The organism is Vibrio sp. 10N.261.51.C6 (genome assembly GCF_041471785.1).
Taxonomy (GTDB): domain Bacteria; phylum Pseudomonadota; class Gammaproteobacteria; order Enterobacterales; family Vibrionaceae; genus Vibrio; species Vibrio crassostreae_C.
In genome coordinates this window covers 32,964-52,636 of sequence record NZ_JBFRPB010000064.1, presented here as the reverse complement: position 1 = coordinate 52,636, position 19,673 = coordinate 32,964, and the positions used below count along the sequence as shown (strand labels likewise).

Sequence of the window (19,673 nt, the reverse complement as noted above, 5' to 3'; positions counted from 1 at the left end):
AAGCCCTTCACTGTACATTTGTACCAAGCAAAATTAAGTGTGATTTGCATCATTCATCCAGTGTGAGATGGGTCATATTTGATGGTGTTTTTGATTATGTTTTTGACACGCCGAGCGGCCTCATCAGAAACAAAAATGCCCCGCATGAGCAGGGCAGTAAGACTTTGTACTGAGTTCTAAGGGAGCTAGCTGTAAGCACGCGCTACTCGGCCAACGCAGTCCAGTTTGTAGCTCTCAGCATAAGCAGGAATGAATACCGATTGGCCTTTCTCTATCACGCAGGTTTCGCCGCACTGGTGAGTAAGCACCATAGATTCGTCGAGAGGTAGTAGGATCTCGGCACCTTCGGTCGTGATCTGGCGTTGATGCGAATTTTGCACGATAGAGAACTTAAAATCCTCGACAGGGATTTGGTATTCCATCACATCACCTTGCTCAATCGGGCTGAGCAATAATCTATCCGCGGGCTTTTCGTTAAATCGTGTACAAGAAACCAGTTCATTCACGTCCATGTACTTAGGCGTTAACCCAGCACGCAGCACATTGTCTGAGTTCGCCATGATCTCTAAGCCTGTGCCTTTGATGTAAGCGTGAGGGGTTTCAGCGTCCAGATACATGGCTTGCCCCGGCTTTAGCGTAATCACGTTCAATAGTAGCGGAGCAAACAGGCCGACATCACCTGGGTATTGGTTTTCCAGTTCTGAAATCAATTGGAATACACGTTTATCAGAAAGCTTGGCCTTCATGATCAACATGGTCAGCGCCATGCCTTTTTGTTCACCTTCCAAAGACAATAAGCTTGCAAAAAAACAGGCTAAGCCATTGGGTGTTTGATCGCCCGCGAGATCGTTTACCATCGAATGTAACTCAGGAATGTCGAGGTAATGAAAATGCTCAAGGATCTCACTGATCGACCTAAAGCCATTCATTGCTTTGTAGTCGGTTAGGGCATACACCAGTTCTGGCTTGTGATTCGGATCCTTGTAGTTACGATTGCCTGCGGTCATCGGAATACCTTGCTGCTCTTCAAGAGCATAGCCAGATTCCGCTTGCTGCTTGTTTGGGTGGACTTGAACAGACAGTGCCTTCTCCGCAGCTAACACCTTGAATAGGTAAGGCAGCTCGCCAAAACGACTTGCAACTTTCTCGCTTAAAAACAGGTTTAGGTTCTTAGAGATCAAGCTCGATAATGTGGTCTGCTGCCCGTTGTCGTTTACCATTGAGCAACCATTAGGGTGAGCGCCCATCCAGATCTCTGCTTGCGGCTCACCAGACTGGTTATCTATGCCAAACAGTTGGCTAAACGAAGAAGGGCTACCCCATGCGTAGTTTTGAATCACATTAGTCATAGGGTAGAAAAAACGTTGTACGAACGAATCGTTCGCTAAAGAAAAATCAGACATCGAAATCACCATGAAGGGAAACATGGCTTGAGCTCTACTCGGCTTAATGAAATGCGAGAGTAGAGTGGGCTCAAGCCATTGGAGTTGAAATGGCTTAAGCCGCTGCTGTTGCTAGCTTGGCTTTGCGTAGGTTTTTAAGTGCGATACAAGTAACCGCAGTTACGCCCGCACCAGACGCCATGCATACCAGTGCTAGCAGTGGGTAGTTCATTGCGCCAAGTAGAGCGACCACTGGACCACCGTGAGCAACGCTGTTGGTGATGCCGAATGAGAACGCCATAACCGCAGCAGTCATTGAGCCAAGTACGTTGGCTGGGATAACCGACATCGGGTCTTGAGCCGCGAAAGGAATCGCACCTTCAGAGATACCTACTAAGCCCATCGCACCTGCTGCTTTACCCGCTTCGATTTCAGAAGATTCGAACAGGTCAAACTTACGGCCAAGTCTGGTTGCGATAGCCATACCTAGCGGAGCGACAGGGATAGCACATGCCATTGCACCCATGAACTGAGTTTGACCGCTGGCAATCATGCCGACTGAGAATAGGAACGCCACTTTGTTGAATGGGCCACCCATATCAAAACCAGCCATACCACCCAATACGATGCCAAGCAGAACCACGTTACCTGTGCTCATGCTAGTAAGTAGGGCAGTTAGGCCATCCATCAACCCAGCGATAGGTGCACCAATGACGAAGATGAACAAACCTGCGATGAATAGAGAACCAGTGATCGGAGCGATCATGATAGGCACAAGCGGTTGAACGAACTTGTGGTAGTTAAACGAGGTAATCCATTTAACGAAGTAACCCACTAATAGACCGGCGATGATTGCGCCAATGAAGCCAGTACCTGCGTCAGCGCCATAGAAAGAACCGTTGTTGGCAATCCAACCGCCAATCAAGCCAGGGGTTAGAGCAGGACGGTCAGCAATCGCGTAAGCAATGTAGCCGGCCAAGATTGGGATCATCAGGGTGAAGGCAACCACGCCCACTTCTAGGATTTGGTTCCACATGCTGCCAGCAGGAATCGCCATGCCAGATTCGCTTGGCTCGCCACCAATAGCCAGTGCTAGGGCAATCAAAAGGCCGCCTGTCACTACGAATGGGATCATGTGAGATACGCCATTCATCAAGTAACGATAAAGGTCTGAACGTGCTTGCGAGGCTTTCTCTGCAACAGATTGGTTAGTCGGTGCTTGTTCAGCTTGGTAGCTTGGCGCGTTGAGTGCTTGTTTGATCAAGCCTTGTGCGTCTTTGATTGGCGCTTTTACGTTGGTTTTGATAACGCGTTTGCCAGCAAAACGAGCCATGTCGACCTGCTTGTCACAAGCCACCACAATCGCGTCGGCACGTTCAATTTCTTCTTGAGTTGGGCTGTTTTTAACGCCGATAGAACCGTTGGTTTCGACCTTAACATCGTAGCCAAGAGCCGCTGCGCCTTTCTCTAGCGCTTCAGCTGCCAAATAGGTGTGTGCAACGCCAGCTGGGCAGCCTGTCACACCAATGATGAAGCCTTGTTTTTCAACGTTGTTTTCCGTTTCTGAAGGCTCAGGTTTGCTAAGCAGTAGTTCTAATGCTTCTTGTTCAGATTGAGCATTCATGAAGCTTTCGATAAAGCCTTCTTCAATCAGTTTTGAAGAAAGCTCTGCTAATACTTCGATATGGTGATTATCGCCGCCATCAGGAGAAGCGATCATGAAGAACAGTTTTGATGGCTGGCCGTCATCTGCGCCGTACTCGATACCCTGTTGATGGACACCGATAACAACCGCGGGTTTGACCACCGCGCTGCTTTTCGCGTGTGGCAGAGCAATACCTTCTTCAAACCCGGTATTACCTTGTTCTTCACGAGCCTTAATGTCGGCAAGAAACTGTACTTTGTCTGAGATTCTGCCTTGTGCGTAAAGCACGTCTATCAGCTCTTTAAATACGTCTTCTTTTGAATTAGCGCTAAGAGAAAGCTTAATCAAATTTTGATTGATCAATGTCGTGATCATAATGAACCCCTACTCTGTTTTTATTTTGTTAGGGGTATTCTGGAATCTACGGCTTGCCTTCTGTAGTGAAGAAAAAACGCATTTACTGGATGATTGTTGCCTTCTAAATGGAGTGTGATTTTGATCGTTTAGGAGTGCTGTTTTGGGGGAGTGTTGACAGCTTTTATGAGGTGGTAAGGCTTTTATTGATAAGGGGTTAGGTCAATTTTCTTATCATGATAACGGTGTTCTAAATCTGGCCTTAGACTGGATATTTATTTCTACTACTGGATTTTTGTAACCTAGATCTCAAATTGTGATTTTGCTCAATAGCGCTATGTTTCAGTTACAGGTATATCTATTTCCGTAGCCTTATTGCTGCCCATAAGAGTTCGAAACAATGATATTTCATGACCTAATCTCGTCGGTATTAAACGAGCGAGAACCGTTTCACAACATCTGGTTTGCTGGAGATTTTCATACGCCTTCAGCATGCAGTTATCAGGTGAACTTTCCGCGCTTAGAGCTGGTGCTAGACGGAGAGTATATTAATGAGATGGAGAGTCATGATCGTAAGATCACTAACGTTATTGCGAAAGCAGGAGATGCGATTTTCATCCCACCTAACTGTTGGAATAAACCTAATTGGGATACTGATTGCTCAGTGCTAAGTATGTTGTTTGGGCGTCGTCAGCTTGGTTTAAGCTTGGTGAGCAAGCGCAAAGGGGAAGAGAGCTTCTACGATATCCAAAAGCACAGTATTCAGACTCGTTCTGGGTTTGCGATTGATAACATTTTGGAGGCGCTAAGTTCGTTAGCGAGAGAGAGTAACAAGCAGCCGATGGATGAGTTATTGCTGCAAGCTCTACTGCAATACAGTAAAACCATGTTGGAAGCGCCTGTCGAAAAATCTCACAGCCGAGTGCAGGATGTGTATCAGGGGATTTGTATCTACATTCAAGAGAACTTCCACCGCCAAATCACCCGAGACAGCATTGCCTCGCGCTTTAGTATTTCATCCAATCACTTATCGCGAATGTTCCGTCAACAAGGCCACATGACGCTGGCTGAATATATTACACGTGTGCGAATCGACCGCGCCAAGTTCATGCTCAAGAAATACAATTTCAAGCTCAATGAAGTGTCGGTACGTTGTGGCTTTAAGGATGTGAATTACTTCTGCCGAGTATTCAAAAACCGCACCGGAAGAACCCCGACTGAATATCGAGGATCCATCTAGAACTAACGAGCTGGTAATCAAATCAGGCGTGACGAGATGTACATCAGCAGAGCTTGCAGGTCGACACTGCTTCGGGTCTTTTGCAGACGCTCATTGACCTGATCGTGAAGCAGGTTTCTGGTTAGGTTGGTCGCCGCGACAATGTGTTCACGCTGTGGCTTGGTTGGCAGAACAAGAGCAATGGCTACATGCACTTCGCCGATACGTGATGCCCAGTCAATCGGGTCGTCACTGACGATAACCGCAATCGAGAGATCTTGAGTCGATTCAAACATCACATGCGGCAGTGCAATACCCGGTGACACGCAGGTTGAAGAGCGTTCTTCTCGCTTAATAAATGCTAGAATCAGTTCATCTGGATCTTCTGGATAAACAAGGTGAGCGAGCCCTTTTAAGCACTCAAATTTGGTCAGTTGGGTTTGCGCCTTAGCGTGGTGCCATTTGATATCACAAGGTGGGCATATCTGTGGCATTCGCTGGATTAGATCGCTAGAGAACTCATGGTTCACTTGCGAACCAACCATGTCGTAATGCTCTGCAATGACATCTTTGAGAACGAAGCAGGCAAGCTCCGCATCAATACCAACCGCGGTTATCTGACACAAATCACCACGAAGTAAACCTACTTGCAGCATCGCAACGGATTTGGAGAGATCAGCGGTTCGATTTTGAGTGATGTTGATAATGCGGATGTTGCTTTTGAACTTCTTCGCTAAGCGAGTCAGCGGCTGCGCGACATGTGAGTTTGCGGCAGGATCGTCAACGAAGAAGGTGATCTGATATTCGTTCATGAAAGGTTTAGGTTCGACAATGCTTAATAAAGACTTTATCGACACTCAACAACACCTCTTCCATGGGAATGAATAAGGTTTTAGCTGGGTCGAAGCGGCTTGGCTGTTCAATGTCGATATCAGAGACGATCAACACCTTGTCTGCGAGGGTAATATCTTGGGCTGTCAGTAAGTTTTCAATACCCATAGCGCCTTGCGTCTCAACCTTGATTGAAACGTTGAACTTAGGGGCTGTTTTATTTAGAGCATCAGCTGCCATATAAGTATGCGCAATGCCTGTAGGGCACGCAGTTACCGCTACAATTCTCATTATTATTCTCGGCTTAATCTCGTCCCTGTTACGTTACATAAGCTACCTTTCAGAAGCTACCCGGCAAAAGCTATCTTGCATGGGAACTCCAGTATGGAAAGCTCGCATGGGAGAGGGACGATATTGTTATGGGTTCTGTGGATTTTATGGATTGGCGTTTTTTATTCCAAGGTGAAAGTCACACTCTGAGTTCTTGGTTACAATAATTCAGTTAATGCACCTTTCGTCCTATATATTGAGTGCCTTCACACCGTTAATCTTTTCATCTTATTAACCTTATCACTTACGTAATTACTTCAGTCTGAAATCAGGCGAGGCAGAGCAGCATATGGATATCACCAACATTATCGAGCCCGAGATTATCTGTTTGGATTTACAAGCAGACTCAAAACAGGCGGTATTTGAAGAGCTTGTTGAACTGCTCGACCGTGCCGGTAAGCTCTCTAATAAACGTGAATTCCTTGACGACATCTGGAAGCGTGAAGCCATCGGTAATACTGGCTTTGACGATGGCATCGCCATTCCACACGCGAAAAGTGCTGCCGTAGCTAAACCTGCGGTGGCGGTAGGTATCAGCCGTTCTGGCATCGATTATGGCGCAGACGGCGGCGAGCTGTCGGATGTGTTCTTTATGCTCGCTTCACCAGACAACAACGACGACCACCATATCGAGGTACTGGCTCAGATTTCGACCAGGCTTATTGAAGATGGCTTTGTTACAAAATTAAAGGCGGTGGAGTCTGTCGAGGAAGCTCAAGAGCTGTTTCTTGAAGCCAATTCAGAATCGTTCGATAGCTACGCATCTAGCCATCATGAAGTGTATGTCGAACCACTAAGCCCTTGGGCACAATCTCTTAATCGCCTCAAAGAACACTTATTATACGGCACCTCACACATGATTCCTTTCGTGGTTGCAGGTGGTGTGCTTTTGTCTTTGTCGGTGATGATTTCGGGTCATGGTGCAGTACCTGAAAGCGGTGTGTTAGCAGATATCGCACAGATGGGCATCGCGGGGTTAACCCTGTTTACAGCGGTGCTCGGTGGTTACATCGCGTATTCAATGGCCGACAAACCGGGTTTAGCGCCCGGTATGATTGGTTCTTGGGTTGCGGTGAATCAATACAATACCGGCTTTCTCGGTGCAATTGTGGTCGGTTTCTTCGCTGGTTTTGTGGTGAATCTACTTAAGAAGATCAAACTGCCAGACAGCATGATCTCGCTGAGCTCTATTTTCATTTATCCGTTAGTTGGCACCTTTGTAACCTGTGGTGCTGTGATGTGGGTGATTGGTTCCCCGATAGCCCAAGTGATGCTTGAGATGAATCAAATGCTGACGGGTATGGCTGGCTCAGGAAAAATGGTACTCGGTAGTATTTTAGGCGCGATGACGGCCTTTGATATGGGCGGCCCAATCAACAAGGTCGCTACACTGTTTGCTCAAACGCAGGTGAATACTCAGCCTTGGTTGATGGGTGGCGTTGGCATTGCGATTTGTACGCCGCCACTGGGTATGGCTTTGGCGACTTTCCTTTCACCGAAGAAGTTCAAGCGAGACGAACGTGAAGCAGGCAAAGCCGCAGGTATCATGGGTATGATCGGTATCAGTGAAGGTGCGATTCCTTTTGCTGCCGCCGATCCTGCGCGCGTTCTGCCTGCGGTTGTTGCTGGTGGCATTGTCGGTAACGTGGTTGGCTTTATGTTCCATGTAGTGAACCATGCACCATGGGGTGGATGGATAGTGTTGCCAGTGGTTGATGGCAAGATTGGCTATATCGTTGGCACACTAGCGGGGGCTCTAACGACAGCCCTGATCGTGATTCTTCTGAAGAAGAACGTGGTCGAAGGTGAAGTGAATTCTAATCAGTTGACCTGTGGTTCGGTAACGGAAGAAGGGCAAGCAGATGTATTGGCGATCACTTCTTGTCCATCTGGTGTTGCCCACACTTTCTTAGCGGCGAAGTCTTTAGAAAAGGCGGCGCATCATCTTGGGGTTCGGATTAAAGTCGAAACGCAGGGTGCCAACGGAATAGGCAATCGTATCACGCAGAAAGATATTGAAAGGGCGAGGCTGGTGATCTTTGCTCACGATGTGGCGATTAAAGAAGTGGAACGCTTTGCGAACGTGAAAACCTTAGATGTCAGTACTAAGGAAGCGATGCTTAATGCTCAGGCGTTGATCATGAGAAAGGTGTAATCCTTAAACCGCAAAGTTTATCATCTATAAAATTAACTAGATCAAAACTAAAAAGACTCCGCTCATGCTGGTTAAGGTGAAAGTGGAGTCTTTTTGTATCGCTTACTAATCTATAAGTTCAACCCTTAAAAAGGGTGGTACTTAAATACGTCTTCAACCATAGAATTAAGCAAATCGATATCGTCACAGGTTTTGGCGTAGGTACGCAGGCCTGCGATCTGAACCTGAACATGACGAGCAAGCTGAGTCGGTTCACGCTCTTTGCTTATCTCACCCAATTCTTGTGATTCTGCGATCAGCTTAGCGAACTCACCTTCCATGATTTTGAGTGATTTCTTTGCTTCTTCTAATAATTCGGCGTGTTCATCAGTCAGTTCTGCTACCGTTTTTGCCAGCATACACATGCCATTTGGCGAACTTTGTTTTGATTCGACAACCGCACGTTTTACGAAATTTTCGAGCGCTTTGATTGGAGAACCCGTTTCGCTGCGGAAGCGGTTCAGATTAAGGATGCCAAGTTCGGTATAGCGAGCCAATGTTTCTTTAAACAAGCCTTCTTTGCTGCCAAAAGTCGCGTAGATGCTGCCCGGGCGCATATCAATCACGTCTTGTAGGTTGCGCATAGAAGTCGCATGAAAGCCCTTTTCCCAATACAGGTTCGTTGCTTTATCTACTACGTCTTGTCTATCGAACTTAGCGGTCTTAGCCATAACATCTACTTCATTAATCTGAACATATGTTCAATATTTTATGCTGAACGCCCGTTCTAGTAAAGGTGTGTTTAGCTGCTTTGCGCAGGCTTAGAACATCAAAGAGTTAATAAAACATCCAGATCATCAGGAAATAATCTTAATCATCAATAACTTCTACGGTCTTGTGCTGAGCGCCGTAGTAGGTGCCTTCATCGATGGTGTACATCAATGTTGCTTCGCACTCTGGACAATCGAATTCCTCATTGGGTTCAATAGCCGCTTCTTCTACCCATTCCCAACCGATATGTTCTTCGCAAGCGGGACAATCCATACAATATCTCTCAGTTGTTGTCGCATATTTATTGCGAATCTCTACTTTGATAATTCGGCATTATACATATTTAGTTAACGAGGAATAGACAGTTAATCAGCGCAGAATAGGGAGTTGATTAGTTGTGAATCAATCGCTGGTGAGCGTTGAATCTATAGTTAGTTCTGAATATATCGTTTTCTCTGAGCACATAATTGGTGCAGGCCTACCCCTTTTGGGTAGTTAAAGTGTGTCAGATTTCAGTCGCTTACGTCAATAAAATGTTGTCGCATGTGTTTTGGGTATCGTTAGGTCGCTTAGCTAACAGTTTTATCGGTAAATCAATGAATTTTGTAAGGTTAAATGTTACCTTCATCGCATCGCGATCTGTGTGGCACGGTAATTGATGCACATTGATCAAGTTGAATAATTATACAGTCACAATTGAGGCGCATCTTATTAAGGGTGTGCGAGTTAGATGACTGAAAAGATTTGTTAGCTGCTAGGGAAATGATAATGAAATTAACCGATATGTCTTTTAAGCAAAAAATCATCGCTTTGCTTATTTTACCGATCTTGGGATTTCTATGGCTTAGCGTTTCTGCGATTTCAAAAGGCGTAGAAACCACCAGTGAATTGTCTTCATTAAACCAACTTACCCGTTTGTCGGTTGTGTACAGTGAACTTGTGCATGAGTTACAAAAAGAGCGTGGAATGACGGCTGGGTTTATCGGCTCACAGGGCACTAAGTTTGTCAGTGAACTACGTGCACAAAGAGCCAGTGCAGATAATAGACGTAATCTGAAAACTGAATACTGGCAATCTGCTGAAATCGATTTACCGCAGATCACTCGGCTGAACACTGAAATAAGCCAAAGCCTAAATCAAATTACTTCTATTCGAAATCGAGTGGATTCTCAATCGATTCCTCTGTCTGAAGCTTTGGGTTACTACACCAAACTGAATGCAAAGCTGCTGAGCGTATCGGCGTTAATTGCTGAGCTTAGCTCTGATGCTGCCATCACCACTGAAACCATCGCTTACTACAACTTTTTACAAGGTAAAGAGCGAGCGGGTATCGAGCGTGCTGTCCTAAATAATACCTTCTCTAAAAATGAATTTGGCCCAGGCATGTTGGTTAAATTCATCTCTTTGGTGACTGAGCAAAATACCTATTTCTCAAACTTTGAGGTATTGAGTAACCCAGATAACGTTCGTTTCTTTGAACAGCAATTGAATGATCGTTCGGTGGCAGAAGTAGAAAAGCTTCGTGGTTTGGCTGAATCTAAGATGAGCGGTTTTGATGTTGATCCTGTGTACTGGTTCTCGCAATCTACCGCTCGTATTGTTCAGCTAAAGAAAACAGAAAACCGCCTAGCAGAGTCGCTTATCGCACTGACAGAGAAAAAAATGTCAGAGGCGCAGTCTGCGATGATGATGAGTATTGGTCTGTTTGCTTTGATAACCTTGTTCGCGACCTTCGTGAGCTATAAGGCGATCAGCGACCTGACGATGAGAGTAAAAGATCTTACAGTGATGTTGTCTAAGGTTCGTAATGACAACGACTTAACAGTTCGCGCTAAGTTCGTTGGCAACAGCGAGCTTGGACAGATCTCTTCGGCACTCAACGAAACGCTAGAGAAGTTTTCAAACGTTATCGACAACCTGTCTCAGTCGAGTCTGACCTTAGCTTCAGCCGCTGAAGAAACCTCACAAACCTGTCACTACAATTCGAACACGCTAGTGCAACAACAAGACCAAATTGGCTTGGTTGCGACGGCGACAGAAGAGTTATCAGCAACGGTAAATGAGGTGGCGACTAAAACTCAGCAGACAGCAAGTTCCGCTAAACTGGTCGATGAGCAGTCTCAAGAAGGTTTGAGTACGGTTCAAAACTCTTACCACTCTATCGAAAAACTGGCATCTGAAATTAATGATCTAGCGGAAAAGATCACGCACTTACACGAGAGCAGTAATAACATCAACAGTGTGATTGATGTGATTAAGTCCGTCGCTGAACAGACTAACTTGTTAGCATTGAACGCGGCAATTGAAGCGGCAAGAGCGGGTGAGCAAGGTCGTGGATTTGCGGTAGTGGCTGATGAAGTTCGCACGTTAGCACAGCGTACTCAGCAGTCGACAGCTGAAATTGAAGGTTTCATCAGCTCGTTACAGTCTGATGTGCAAACCGCGTTTAATGTGATTGATAACAGTCAGAAGATGTCGTCTAAAGCGGTTGAGGATTCAAAAGAGGTGGAACACACCTTACAAGGTATCTCAGCATCGGTGAGCGAGATCTTTAGCATGACTGAGCAGATCGCAACCGCTACCGAAGAGCAAGCGGTAGTGACTCAAGATATTGCTCAAAACGTCATGGCAGTAGAGCAGAAGTCGACAGAATCTACGACAGGTGCAACGCAAATAGCTGCAACAGCCAAAGAACAAGCTCAGTTAGCAGCTTCATTGAAAGATATTGCGAGTACGTTTAAGAGCTAACTAGCAAGCACTCAATAAGAAGTAAAATGCCCGTTAGTCTCTACTTTTAATAGCAGGACTAACGGGCTATTTGTATCTGCTGTCTTCTAAATGGCAACAGATAGTCCATTCAATGGGGATCTACCCCATAAACCAAGACACGAAAATCAACGCACCAAAACCAAATGTCGCCATTAATGCCGTGTCGCCACCGGCTGCTGTGTAGCTGCCTTCGGTTTGTAGGTGAGGGAAGTCAGGTCTGCGAACCTTAACTACCATTGCGAGTGGGCCCCAGATAGCTAGGAACACCAGCACCATACCTGCATAGTCCAGCATGCTTACAAACTGGCTAGCGAACAGCTCAGCTAATACCAAAGGTAAGATGAAGGTTAGCGCATAAGCCAACGCTTTGTTGTTGGTCACCGCATCTTTGTTTTGGTCGTAAAGCGCCATCGACACGCCGAGGAAAGAAGTCACCAAGGCTAGAGCAGAGAACAGAGCGATCACCACTTTCAACCAAGCAGATTGGCCGCTGAACGCAGAGATCAACTCAGAGATATTGTGGAACTGGCTGATCGCGTCTGTGCCGAGGTTGCCGATAATCGCGAATAACCAAGTCAGGTAGCAAATTAATGGAATCACTGAGCCAAGCAGAATCATATTGCGGATCTGCTTTTGAGTCGCTTCACGGTTGTAGATCACCAGTGATGGGATCACCACCATAGAGGCAAAGCTGGTAAAGATAACCGCGCTGTATTGCACCACATCATTGGCTGTGTATTGGCTGGTTTGAGTAAGGTAATCAAGGCGAATGTTGCTAAACAACGACGCGATAACGATAAACAGCATCACGACCATCAAGATGAATAGCCCGCGATTCAGTTTGTCGATATAAGACTTGCCCGAGACGACGATAGCACCCATCAATAGGCTGAAAATGGTATACGCAACGGATGCTGATACATCGACACCAACGTCGAGCAGTAGCTTATGAATGATGTCACCGACACCCAAGATATAAGCGATCAACATGCATACTAGCAACAGGTAAAAGAGTGCATTGATAAAGTGTTTACCTTTGCTGCCCAGAGTGAGGTAAGCAACACTGCTCATGCCACTGTTGTCTTTAGTTTTAGTGCATGCTTCTGCCAGGAGGAGTGCAGAGTATGTGGTGCCGATAAAGATAAGTAGCATCAGCACTGAGCTGATCATGAAGCCAAATTGGGCCAACACCATGGGAATAGCGAGCATGCCAGCCCCTAATGCAGTTCCTGACAGAATCAAAGAACTGCCGAATAATTTCATATTCAAGAAAAACAACCTCAAGCGATCCAATTAAATTTTGTTTGGATTGTAAATAATTGTTTCCAAGACTAACAAAATACTCAGTAAAGTTAGGGGTTAATTTCTAAAAAATTTAAGCAGGAATTTCTGGTGTATATGTGTGGTTGATTTAAGTATTCACTCGGTGAGTTTATTTATCGTTTAGTTAACGTTCGTCCATTATTGAATGATTTAGAAATTGGCAAAATTCAGTTAAAAAGAAGTATGTTTATGAGCTAATTGAAGACGATTCTAGTGAGTCGGATGCGGATAGCACGATTGTGGGTGCGATTATCTTTACGCCGCTTTCATTTGATGATGAAACCAAGGCATATTTGCTTTCGCCAGTGGCGGTGAGCACTCAGATGCAAAAGCGTGGTATTGGTCAGCGCCTGATTAACTTCGGTTTGCAGTTTCTAAAAGAGCAGGGTATTGAGCTTGCAGTGACGTACGGTGATCCTGACTACTATTCAAAAGTGGGCTTTGGGCAAATTACCGTTGAGTAGGTCCCAGCGCCCTTTGAATTGAGTTTCCCTCACGGTTGGTTGGCTCAATTGTTAACTGGTGGTGAAATCAAAGTAACAAGTAACAAGTAACAAGTGGCAAGTCGAGTTGTGTTAAAGGCTTGGCTCACGCAGAATATTGGTAGCCGCTTGCAAAAAATTGAGAAAAAGAGAAAGCCCATCAGGTGTTGCCTGTTGGGCTTTCTCGTTATGAACAAAAGATATCCGTCAGGCTTCAATGTATATTTTGAACGAGTGTTCAAAATAACGCTTGAACGATCGTTCTTGTTTGATCTATATTGTTTTCACACCAACGGAGAACATTCATTAATTGCTCCGTGATTGAATAACTTTAGAACCGAAAATTGATAGGGATAGAGCAATGAGCAACTTCAAAATTCACTCAGTAGAATCCGCGCCAGAGCAAAGCCAACCTATTCTTGAGGGCGCTAAAAAGCAGATGGGCAGAGTGCCGGGCTTGTTTGGTGTGTTGGCTGAATCTCCAAACACACTTAAGGCTTACACTCAGCTTCATCAGGCGTTTAGTGACTCATCTTTCGATGCTGAAGAGCTAACGGTTGTTTGGCAAACCATCAACGTTGAACACGAATGCCACTACTGCGTTCCTGCACACACTGGCATTGCACATTCAATGAAGGTTGATCCTGCAATCACCGAAGCACTGCGTAATCGCACAGATTTACCCACTGAAAAGCTGCAAGCCCTGCATGATTTTACGCTGAGCATGGTACGTAACCGCGGCAATGTGCCTGAAAGTGAAATGGCAGCATTTTTCGAAGCGGGCTACGGTCAGCAACAAGTGCTAGAAGTGATTCTTGGCCTGTCTCAGAAAGTGATCAGTAATTACGTAAACCACGTTGCTAAAACGCCAGTCGACAAAGTTTTTGAACAGTTCGCTTGGCAAGGGTAATCGTATTTAACTAACCATCGTATTTAAGCAACTCAAGATATGATAATGATGAAAGCCCCACTCAGTTGAATGGGGCTTTGTTGTTTTGGTCTAAATGGTAATTAGAAAGGTAACCTAACGCACGTGCTTAGCGATTATTTTCGCTAGTGTCACAACCCCTTCTTTCCACTCTTTGCTCTCTTCAATGTTGGCAACAGTAAAGCGCAAGCAGTGTTTATATTGGTCGTTGGTGCCAAATACTGTTCCGGGTAAAATCCCCAACTTATGCTTTAAACAGTCTTGATAGACCGCGTAGCTATCGACCGATTCAGGCAGTGTTATCCAGTTTAAAAAAGAGCCTTCCGGTTTTGATAGGTGGTATTGCCCGACAAGGTGTGGGTGGCTATCTAGTGCTTGTATTAACAGGCTTTGGAATTGCTTTTGGTTGGTTTGGTAGAGCCGTTTCATTTTGGATAAGTGGCTGCGATATTTACCGGTAGTGAGGAATTGCCCTACCGCGGATTGCATCAGATTTGAGCTGCCCATGTTGTCGCATAAAAGGTACTTTTCGACCAAAGGTTGGTAGCGCCCAGATAGTAACCAACCGATTCGCAAGCGTGAGTCTAATGTTTTAGACAGTGAGTTGACGTAGATGACTCTATCTTGATCATCAAGCTCTTTGAGGCTCGCGATTGGTGTGTCGAATGCCAAGCTACCGAACACATCGTCTTCGATAATTGGTAAAGATCCGGTGATCTCCAGTAATGCTTTTCGATTCGCCAATGGCATTCTTGAGCCGGTTGGGTTAGTAAAGTTTGGCGTTAGCAGTAAGGTTTTCACTTCCCATTTGTCCAACGCACTCTGTAGTGATGGGATATCAATACCGTGGCTAACGCTGCTTGGGATTTCAAGGGCTTGCAAGCCAAGTGATTCAAGTAAAAGTAGATTACCGAAATAACAGGGCGACTCGACCGCCACGATGTCGCCGGGCTTGGTGAGCGCACGTAGTGCCAAACTGATTGCCTGTTGAGCACCATGAGTAATCGCAATCTCTTTCGATCCCGCAGGCACACCAAGATCATGGGTGATCTTTAACAATTGCTTTACTAATTGTTCGTCTCCAGGAGGCAGTTGGTAATAACCGGGAAGTTGAGTTTGTAAACGGCTATGGCGACCGATTTCGGCATACAAACTTCGAATCGCAGGGTTGTTGATATTCGGGTGGGCCGAGCCTGCTAATAGTTTCAGACGACCTTTTGGACGAGAGAGTACCGATTTAGTGACAGACAATAGATCGACTTTTTGAGGTTGGCTTGATGCATCCCAGCTGGTGGTGTTCGGTGCTTTCACGCGATAGCCAGATTTAGGTACTGAATAAACCCAGCCTGTGGCTTCCAGTTCTTGATAGGCGCGAATTACGGTATTTTTGCTTACGCCAAGCTGTTCGCTTAACTGGCGGATCGAGGGAAGGCGATCGTCTGGATGAAAGAGCCCCTTATCGATCTGAGCCTTAATATGTTGTTCGGTAGCAAGGTATTTATTGCCGCTGAGTTCTGCTTCCACGTTTTTCTCCCTCGTTGCTCACTCTCAATCTGTAACCATTCAAAGTGTTATATCTGTATCTTTATTAGTTATCTGTACCCAACTAAGGTAACAGCATTGATGAAGAGTTGACCAGAGGTTTGTAATGCTGATTAAAATGATTCCGTTTGTGTTTGTAATATTGTGGTCGTCAGGTTTTGTCGGCGCACGTCTTGGTGTGGAATACGCGGAACCCGCAACATTACTTTCATTGAGGATGGTGGCCAACGTGGCGCTGTTCTTGGTTTTGATTGCAATCCTTAAGCGTCGTATTCCTCGTGGTCGAGCATTCTTCCACGCAAGTGTGGTTGGCATCTTGATTCATGGTTTCTACCTTGGTGGCACCTATCTGGCGATTGATATGGGTATGCCCGCCGGGTTGAGCTCTCTACTTGTTGGCTTACAACCGATTCTGACCGCCTTGATTATGATCAGCTGTACTTCGCAGCGTTTTAATTTTGCACAGTGGTTGGGATTAGCGCTTGGTTTTGCGGGTATTAGTTTGGTGTTGATGGGTAATATTGAATGGCAGTCAGACGACCAAAAAGGCTTGGCAACATTATTGTGTTTGGTTTCTTTGGTGGGTATTACCTGCGGCACTCTGTATCAGAAGCGCTTCTGTCAGGGGACAGATATGGTCGGCGGTGCGATGGTGCAATACTTGGCTTCTGCGGCGTTGTTTCTGCCGTTCGCAATGCGCTATGAAACCATGCAAGTAAACTGGACTGTAGAATTCACGCTAACTCTAATCTGGCTGGTGGTTGTTCTGTCTTGTGTTGCAATCCTTTTGCTGCTTTACATGGTAGAGCACGGTGCATCTTCAAGTGTGGCATCAGTGTTTTACTTGGTGCCACCGACGACAGCAATTCAAGCCTGGCTCATCTTTGGGGAATCGTTCGACTTCTACGGGGCAATGGGCTTCGCGTTGTCAGCAACAGCTGTGTATTTGGTGGTGAGGAAGCCGGAGTTAATTAAGGTCCGCAGACGAACAGCGTTAGAGAGGTAGTCTGTATAGCAAACTAATTCTACTTAAAGCTGATTACTAGAAACAAAAAAGAGCCTGAATATTCAGGCTCTTTCTGTATCAAATATTGGCTAGCGACTTTTTATTAGCGCTTCATCAAGCAAGCGTATGCCGTAGTAAACGGCGCTTCTTGGTATTGTTTAAGGCCAGTTTCTTTGAACTTCATCATTAGAGGGTTACGTTTAAGGCTCTCTTTGATGTCAGCCGGTGATACAACGGTTACGTCTAGGCCGTCGATCAGTTGAATCGCTGCTTCTAGTTTGAAACCAAAGCCACCGCCAGCAAATTTGCCTTTAGTTTGGCGCTGACGAATCACAACTTTGTCTACTTGGTAATCTTCCATTAACTTTGCAAAAGAGAATTGAAAGTCTTTCATATTCTGTGTGTCGTTTGCGTCGCTAATTGAAACTTTAGAAACTCGGCAATCAGGAATGTTAAATACACCATCTGATAGAGAAAGAAGACAGATGACTGCATCGTTACCTTTGATTTCAACACCACAAATTTTCATGTTCTTACCTACTTATTTTAGAGCCCTACATTATGGTGTTATTTCTAACACTTCTCCAGTATTTGCGCGTATCAGCGGCAAATAAGTCTAAATCAGAGAGTATTTTAGTCGCCGAAAGTTAACCTTTGATTGAAAAAGCATCACACGAATTTACGGTATCGTTTGCTATGAGATGAAGCTCACAAAAGCTTAGCGGGATTTTATATGTGTGCTGTATATTGCGCGCGCATCCCTATTTGAAGTGTGGTTATTAATCCCAATGAATATCAATAATCTTTCGATTAAGAGTAAAATCGCGATCCCGCTGTTGGTGATTGTGATTGTTTTTTCTACCGTTACTGTGCTCAACGTTATCAGATCAAATGCTCAAGCTGCGATTAATAATGAGCTCAATAATGTGGTTCAGCCCGTGTTAGACAATTTGGAAGATGGGTATCGTGACATTTATCAAGTTATCGCTTCTGCTCAAGGTCTATTACTCTCGAAAGACCAAGCGGCGATTGAGTACCAAAAATTTGAATTTAAAGACAACGCTTACAAAGCGGTTCCTCGTTTTGAAAGTGTCGAAACCTTGTATCAAGCGGGCGTGTTGGACCCATCTTCACGTGGCGAGTTAGCAAAGCTTGTTAACGCGATGAGCAAGTGGGTGGCACTGCACGAGCCAATGTTCGCTGATCCAGCAAACGCAGACCAATACAATATTGATTACTCGCCAGCGCTTGACGCAGAGTTTGCGATCATTCGTACTCAACTGCGCGATATCCGAACTCTGATCGAATTGAAACAGAAAGAGCTTCGCCAGCAAGCCGATGACTCTATTGAATCGAGTAAGTTGATCATTGAAGTGGGTATGGCCGTTGCTGTTTTCGCTGCACTTTTCGCTATGTGGTTATCCAATCGGTTTATCGTTCAGCCAATCCAGAACGTAGAGAAAGCGATGAATGAGATCGCATCGGGTGACGGTAACTTGTCTCAACGTATGAAGGTCGAAGGTAATGATGAGATCGCTCGTTTAAGTTCTGCTTTCAACCAGTTTGTTGGCAAGATCCATGTCACCGTCGAACAAGTTATTTTTACATCGAATGCGGTACGCGCTGAGATGGAAAACATTAAATCGTTAACGCAAAGTGTTGCTGAATTTTCATCGAACCAACAGCGTGAAAGTGAAGTAGTCGCGGCGGCGGTTCATGAGATGCAAGCAACCAGTGAAGTGGTGAGTGGTAATGCATTAGATGCGGCAACCGCCAGTAATGTTGCCAATCATGAAGTGGAATCGGCAGACACCACGCTTGGCTTGACCGTGACTTCGATTGAACGCCTTGCGCAAGATATCGAGAACGCGGGCGGTGTTGTTCAAGAGCTGGACACAGACGTGAAGAACATTGCCTCAATCCTTGGTGTGATCAAAGGCATTGCAGAGCAAACCAACCTACTTGCTTTGAATGCGGCAATTGAAGCGGCACGAGCGGGTGAACAAGGTCGTGGCTTTGCAGTTGTGGCTGATGAAGTTCGTGCGCTTGCGAGCAAAACTCAAGACAGTACAGGCGAAATCCAATCAATGATTGAACGCTTAGAAGTGGGGGCTAAACATGCGGTTGGCGTGATGACTGAAAGCAAAGTGAGTGGCGAGAAAACCATTGTTCAAGCAGGAACTGCAGCGTCTTCATTGAGTGAGATTCGAAACTCAATTGGCAAGATGAATGACATGAACACACAAATTGCTACGGCGGCTTCGCAACAGTCTCAAGTGTCTGAAGAAGTGAATAAGAATGTTCAACGCATCGCTGAAAGCACCATGCAAATGGTTGAGATGGCAAGCAGCGCAGAAAATGCATGTATGGCATTGGCTGAACAGTGTGAAGCGCTAGATAGCCTTGTGTCTCAGTTTGAAGTGTAATTTTCAAAATTAGACAGACGCATATGAGCCGATAATGGTTGCTCGTTTGAATTCCATTAATCAGCGCTGAACGAAAAAAAGCCCGTACTCTATGAGTGCGGACTTTCTTTTTGACTAGGTGATCAGTTTTTAGACCTGATCAATCACTCAGTGTTAGCTGCTAAGACCGTCTTTGTATGTGTAACGGTAGTCCACTTTTACGTTCGCTTGGTAGTGGATGTCGCCGTTCATGTTAGTGATCTTTTTCACTTCCATATTTGCATCATCAATCTTGAACGAATCGTATTTGGTTGTCTGTTGGAACTGTGGCAGTTCTCTTGAAAGCTCAAAAGGTGTTTTTGCGCTTAACTCATCCATAAGGTTGGTGCCTGCATCGTATGCTTCCGCTTCAGTAACAAATGTATCAGATTTTAGCGTTGTTTCTTGAATTGTTGTTTTAGTTGCTGCAAACGCAGTGGTGCTGAGTACAAGAGTTGATGCAAGTATGATTAACTTCTTCAAAGGGATACCTTACTTTGTTGTACCAGTGTT

General features: G+C 45.4%; 16 protein-coding genes and 1 pseudogene. 7 read left to right on the top strand and 10 right to left on the bottom strand.

Annotated elements, in window-relative coordinates:
- Positions 1-185 precede the first annotated feature (185 nt).
- Positions 186-1,403 (bottom strand): mannose-6-phosphate isomerase, class I, encoded by a 1,218-nt coding sequence (gene manA / locus AB4375_RS16955; RefSeq protein WP_372052081.1) that lies wholly within the window; start codon positions 1,401-1,403, stop codon positions 186-188.
- Positions 1,404-1,497: 94 nt separating this feature from the next.
- On the bottom strand, positions 1,498-3,402 hold the full coding sequence (locus AB4375_RS16950; protein ID WP_372052080.1) for a fructose-specific PTS transporter subunit EIIC: 1,905 nt from the start codon (positions 3,400-3,402) through the stop codon (positions 1,498-1,500).
- 379 nt (positions 3,403-3,781) lie between these two features.
- Here AB4375_RS16950 and AB4375_RS16945 point away from each other — a divergent pair, with 379 nt between their 5' ends.
- Positions 3,782-4,621 carry a helix-turn-helix transcriptional regulator gene (locus AB4375_RS16945; protein WP_017069786.1) on the top strand — a complete coding sequence of 280 codons (840 nt, stop codon included), beginning with the start codon at positions 3,782-3,784 and terminating at the stop codon, positions 4,619-4,621.
- A gap of 17 nt (positions 4,622-4,638) precedes the next feature.
- On the opposite strand, the gene AB4375_RS16940 is transcribed toward AB4375_RS16945, so the two are convergent.
- Together AB4375_RS16940 and AB4375_RS16935 are read right to left on the bottom strand one after the other, a co-directional pair.
- The gene (locus AB4375_RS16940; RefSeq protein WP_017069787.1) at positions 4,639-5,412 is read right to left on the bottom strand and encodes a PTS sugar transporter subunit IIA; all 774 of its coding nucleotides are present in this window, start codon (positions 5,410-5,412) and stop codon (positions 4,639-4,641) included.
- A gap of 7 nt (positions 5,413-5,419) precedes the next feature.
- Positions 5,420-5,722 carry a PTS fructose transporter subunit IIB gene (locus AB4375_RS16935; protein ID WP_017069788.1) on the bottom strand — a complete coding sequence of 101 codons (303 nt, stop codon included), beginning with the start codon at positions 5,720-5,722 and terminating at the stop codon, positions 5,420-5,422.
- Between the two features lie 328 nt (positions 5,723-6,050).
- Between AB4375_RS16935 and AB4375_RS16930 the strand changes: the two genes are divergently transcribed.
- Entirely contained in the window at positions 6,051-7,916 is a 1,866-nt protein-coding gene (locus AB4375_RS16930; protein WP_017069789.1) for a fructose-specific PTS transporter subunit EIIC, read from the top strand.
- A gap of 125 nt (positions 7,917-8,041) precedes the next feature.
- Here AB4375_RS16930 and AB4375_RS16925 read toward each other — a convergent pair whose 3' ends face one another.
- Positions 8,042-8,626: a TetR/AcrR family transcriptional regulator gene (locus AB4375_RS16925; RefSeq protein ID WP_372052077.1), complete on the bottom strand. Its 585-nt coding sequence runs from the start codon at positions 8,624-8,626 to the stop codon at positions 8,042-8,044.
- Positions 8,627-8,765: 139 nt separating this feature from the next.
- Positions 8,766-8,939, bottom strand: coding sequence for a hypothetical protein (locus tag AB4375_RS16920; RefSeq protein WP_017061661.1), 174 nt, complete (start codon positions 8,937-8,939; stop codon positions 8,766-8,768).
- 495 nt (positions 8,940-9,434) lie between these two features.
- Between AB4375_RS16920 and AB4375_RS16915 the strand changes: the two genes are divergently transcribed.
- Positions 9,435-11,414, top strand: a complete 1,980-nt coding sequence (locus AB4375_RS16915) for a methyl-accepting chemotaxis protein (RefSeq protein WP_372052076.1) — start codon at positions 9,435-9,437, stop codon at positions 11,412-11,414.
- A 120-nt stretch (positions 11,415-11,534) separates the two neighbouring features.
- Here the strand turns inward: AB4375_RS16915 and AB4375_RS16910 are convergent, their stop codons facing one another.
- Entirely contained in the window at positions 11,535-12,698 is a 1,164-nt protein-coding gene (locus AB4375_RS16910; RefSeq protein WP_017061663.1) for an amino acid permease, read from the bottom strand.
- A gap of 254 nt (positions 12,699-12,952) precedes the next feature.
- Between AB4375_RS16910 and AB4375_RS16905 the strand changes: the two are divergent.
- A pseudogene (locus AB4375_RS16905) lies at positions 12,953-13,365 on the top strand (GNAT family N-acetyltransferase); the annotation flags it as partial.
- A 236-nt stretch (positions 13,366-13,601) separates the two neighbouring features.
- Positions 13,602-14,150, top strand: coding sequence for a carboxymuconolactone decarboxylase family protein (locus tag AB4375_RS16900; protein ID WP_017069794.1), 549 nt, complete (start codon positions 13,602-13,604; stop codon positions 14,148-14,150).
- Between the two features lie 114 nt (positions 14,151-14,264).
- Here the strand turns inward: AB4375_RS16900 and AB4375_RS16895 are convergent, their stop codons facing one another.
- Positions 14,265-15,692: an aminotransferase class I/II-fold pyridoxal phosphate-dependent enzyme gene (locus tag AB4375_RS16895; protein WP_171732861.1), complete on the bottom strand. Its 1,428-nt coding sequence runs from the start codon at positions 15,690-15,692 to the stop codon at positions 14,265-14,267.
- Positions 15,693-15,816: 124 nt separating this feature from the next.
- Between AB4375_RS16895 and AB4375_RS16890 the strand changes: the two genes are divergently transcribed.
- Positions 15,817-16,716 carry a DMT family transporter gene (locus AB4375_RS16890; protein ID WP_372052075.1) on the top strand — a complete coding sequence of 300 codons (900 nt, stop codon included), beginning with the start codon at positions 15,817-15,819 and terminating at the stop codon, positions 16,714-16,716.
- Positions 16,717-16,819: 103 nt separating this feature from the next.
- Here AB4375_RS16890 and AB4375_RS16885 read toward each other — a convergent pair whose 3' ends face one another.
- The gene (locus AB4375_RS16885; RefSeq protein ID WP_017069797.1) at positions 16,820-17,245 is read right to left on the bottom strand and encodes a DUF3010 family protein; all 426 of its coding nucleotides are present in this window, start codon (positions 17,243-17,245) and stop codon (positions 16,820-16,822) included.
- Positions 17,246-17,504: 259 nt separating this feature from the next.
- Between AB4375_RS16885 and AB4375_RS16880 the strand changes: the two genes are divergently transcribed.
- Entirely contained in the window at positions 17,505-19,142 is a 1,638-nt protein-coding gene (locus AB4375_RS16880) for a methyl-accepting chemotaxis protein (RefSeq protein ID WP_017069798.1), read from the top strand.
- 153 nt (positions 19,143-19,295) lie between these two features.
- Here the strand turns inward: AB4375_RS16880 and AB4375_RS16875 are convergent, their stop codons facing one another.
- Positions 19,296-19,643, bottom strand: a complete 348-nt coding sequence (locus tag AB4375_RS16875) for a DUF3316 domain-containing protein (RefSeq protein ID WP_017069799.1) — start codon at positions 19,641-19,643, stop codon at positions 19,296-19,298.
- Positions 19,644-19,673: the final 30 nt, after the last annotated feature.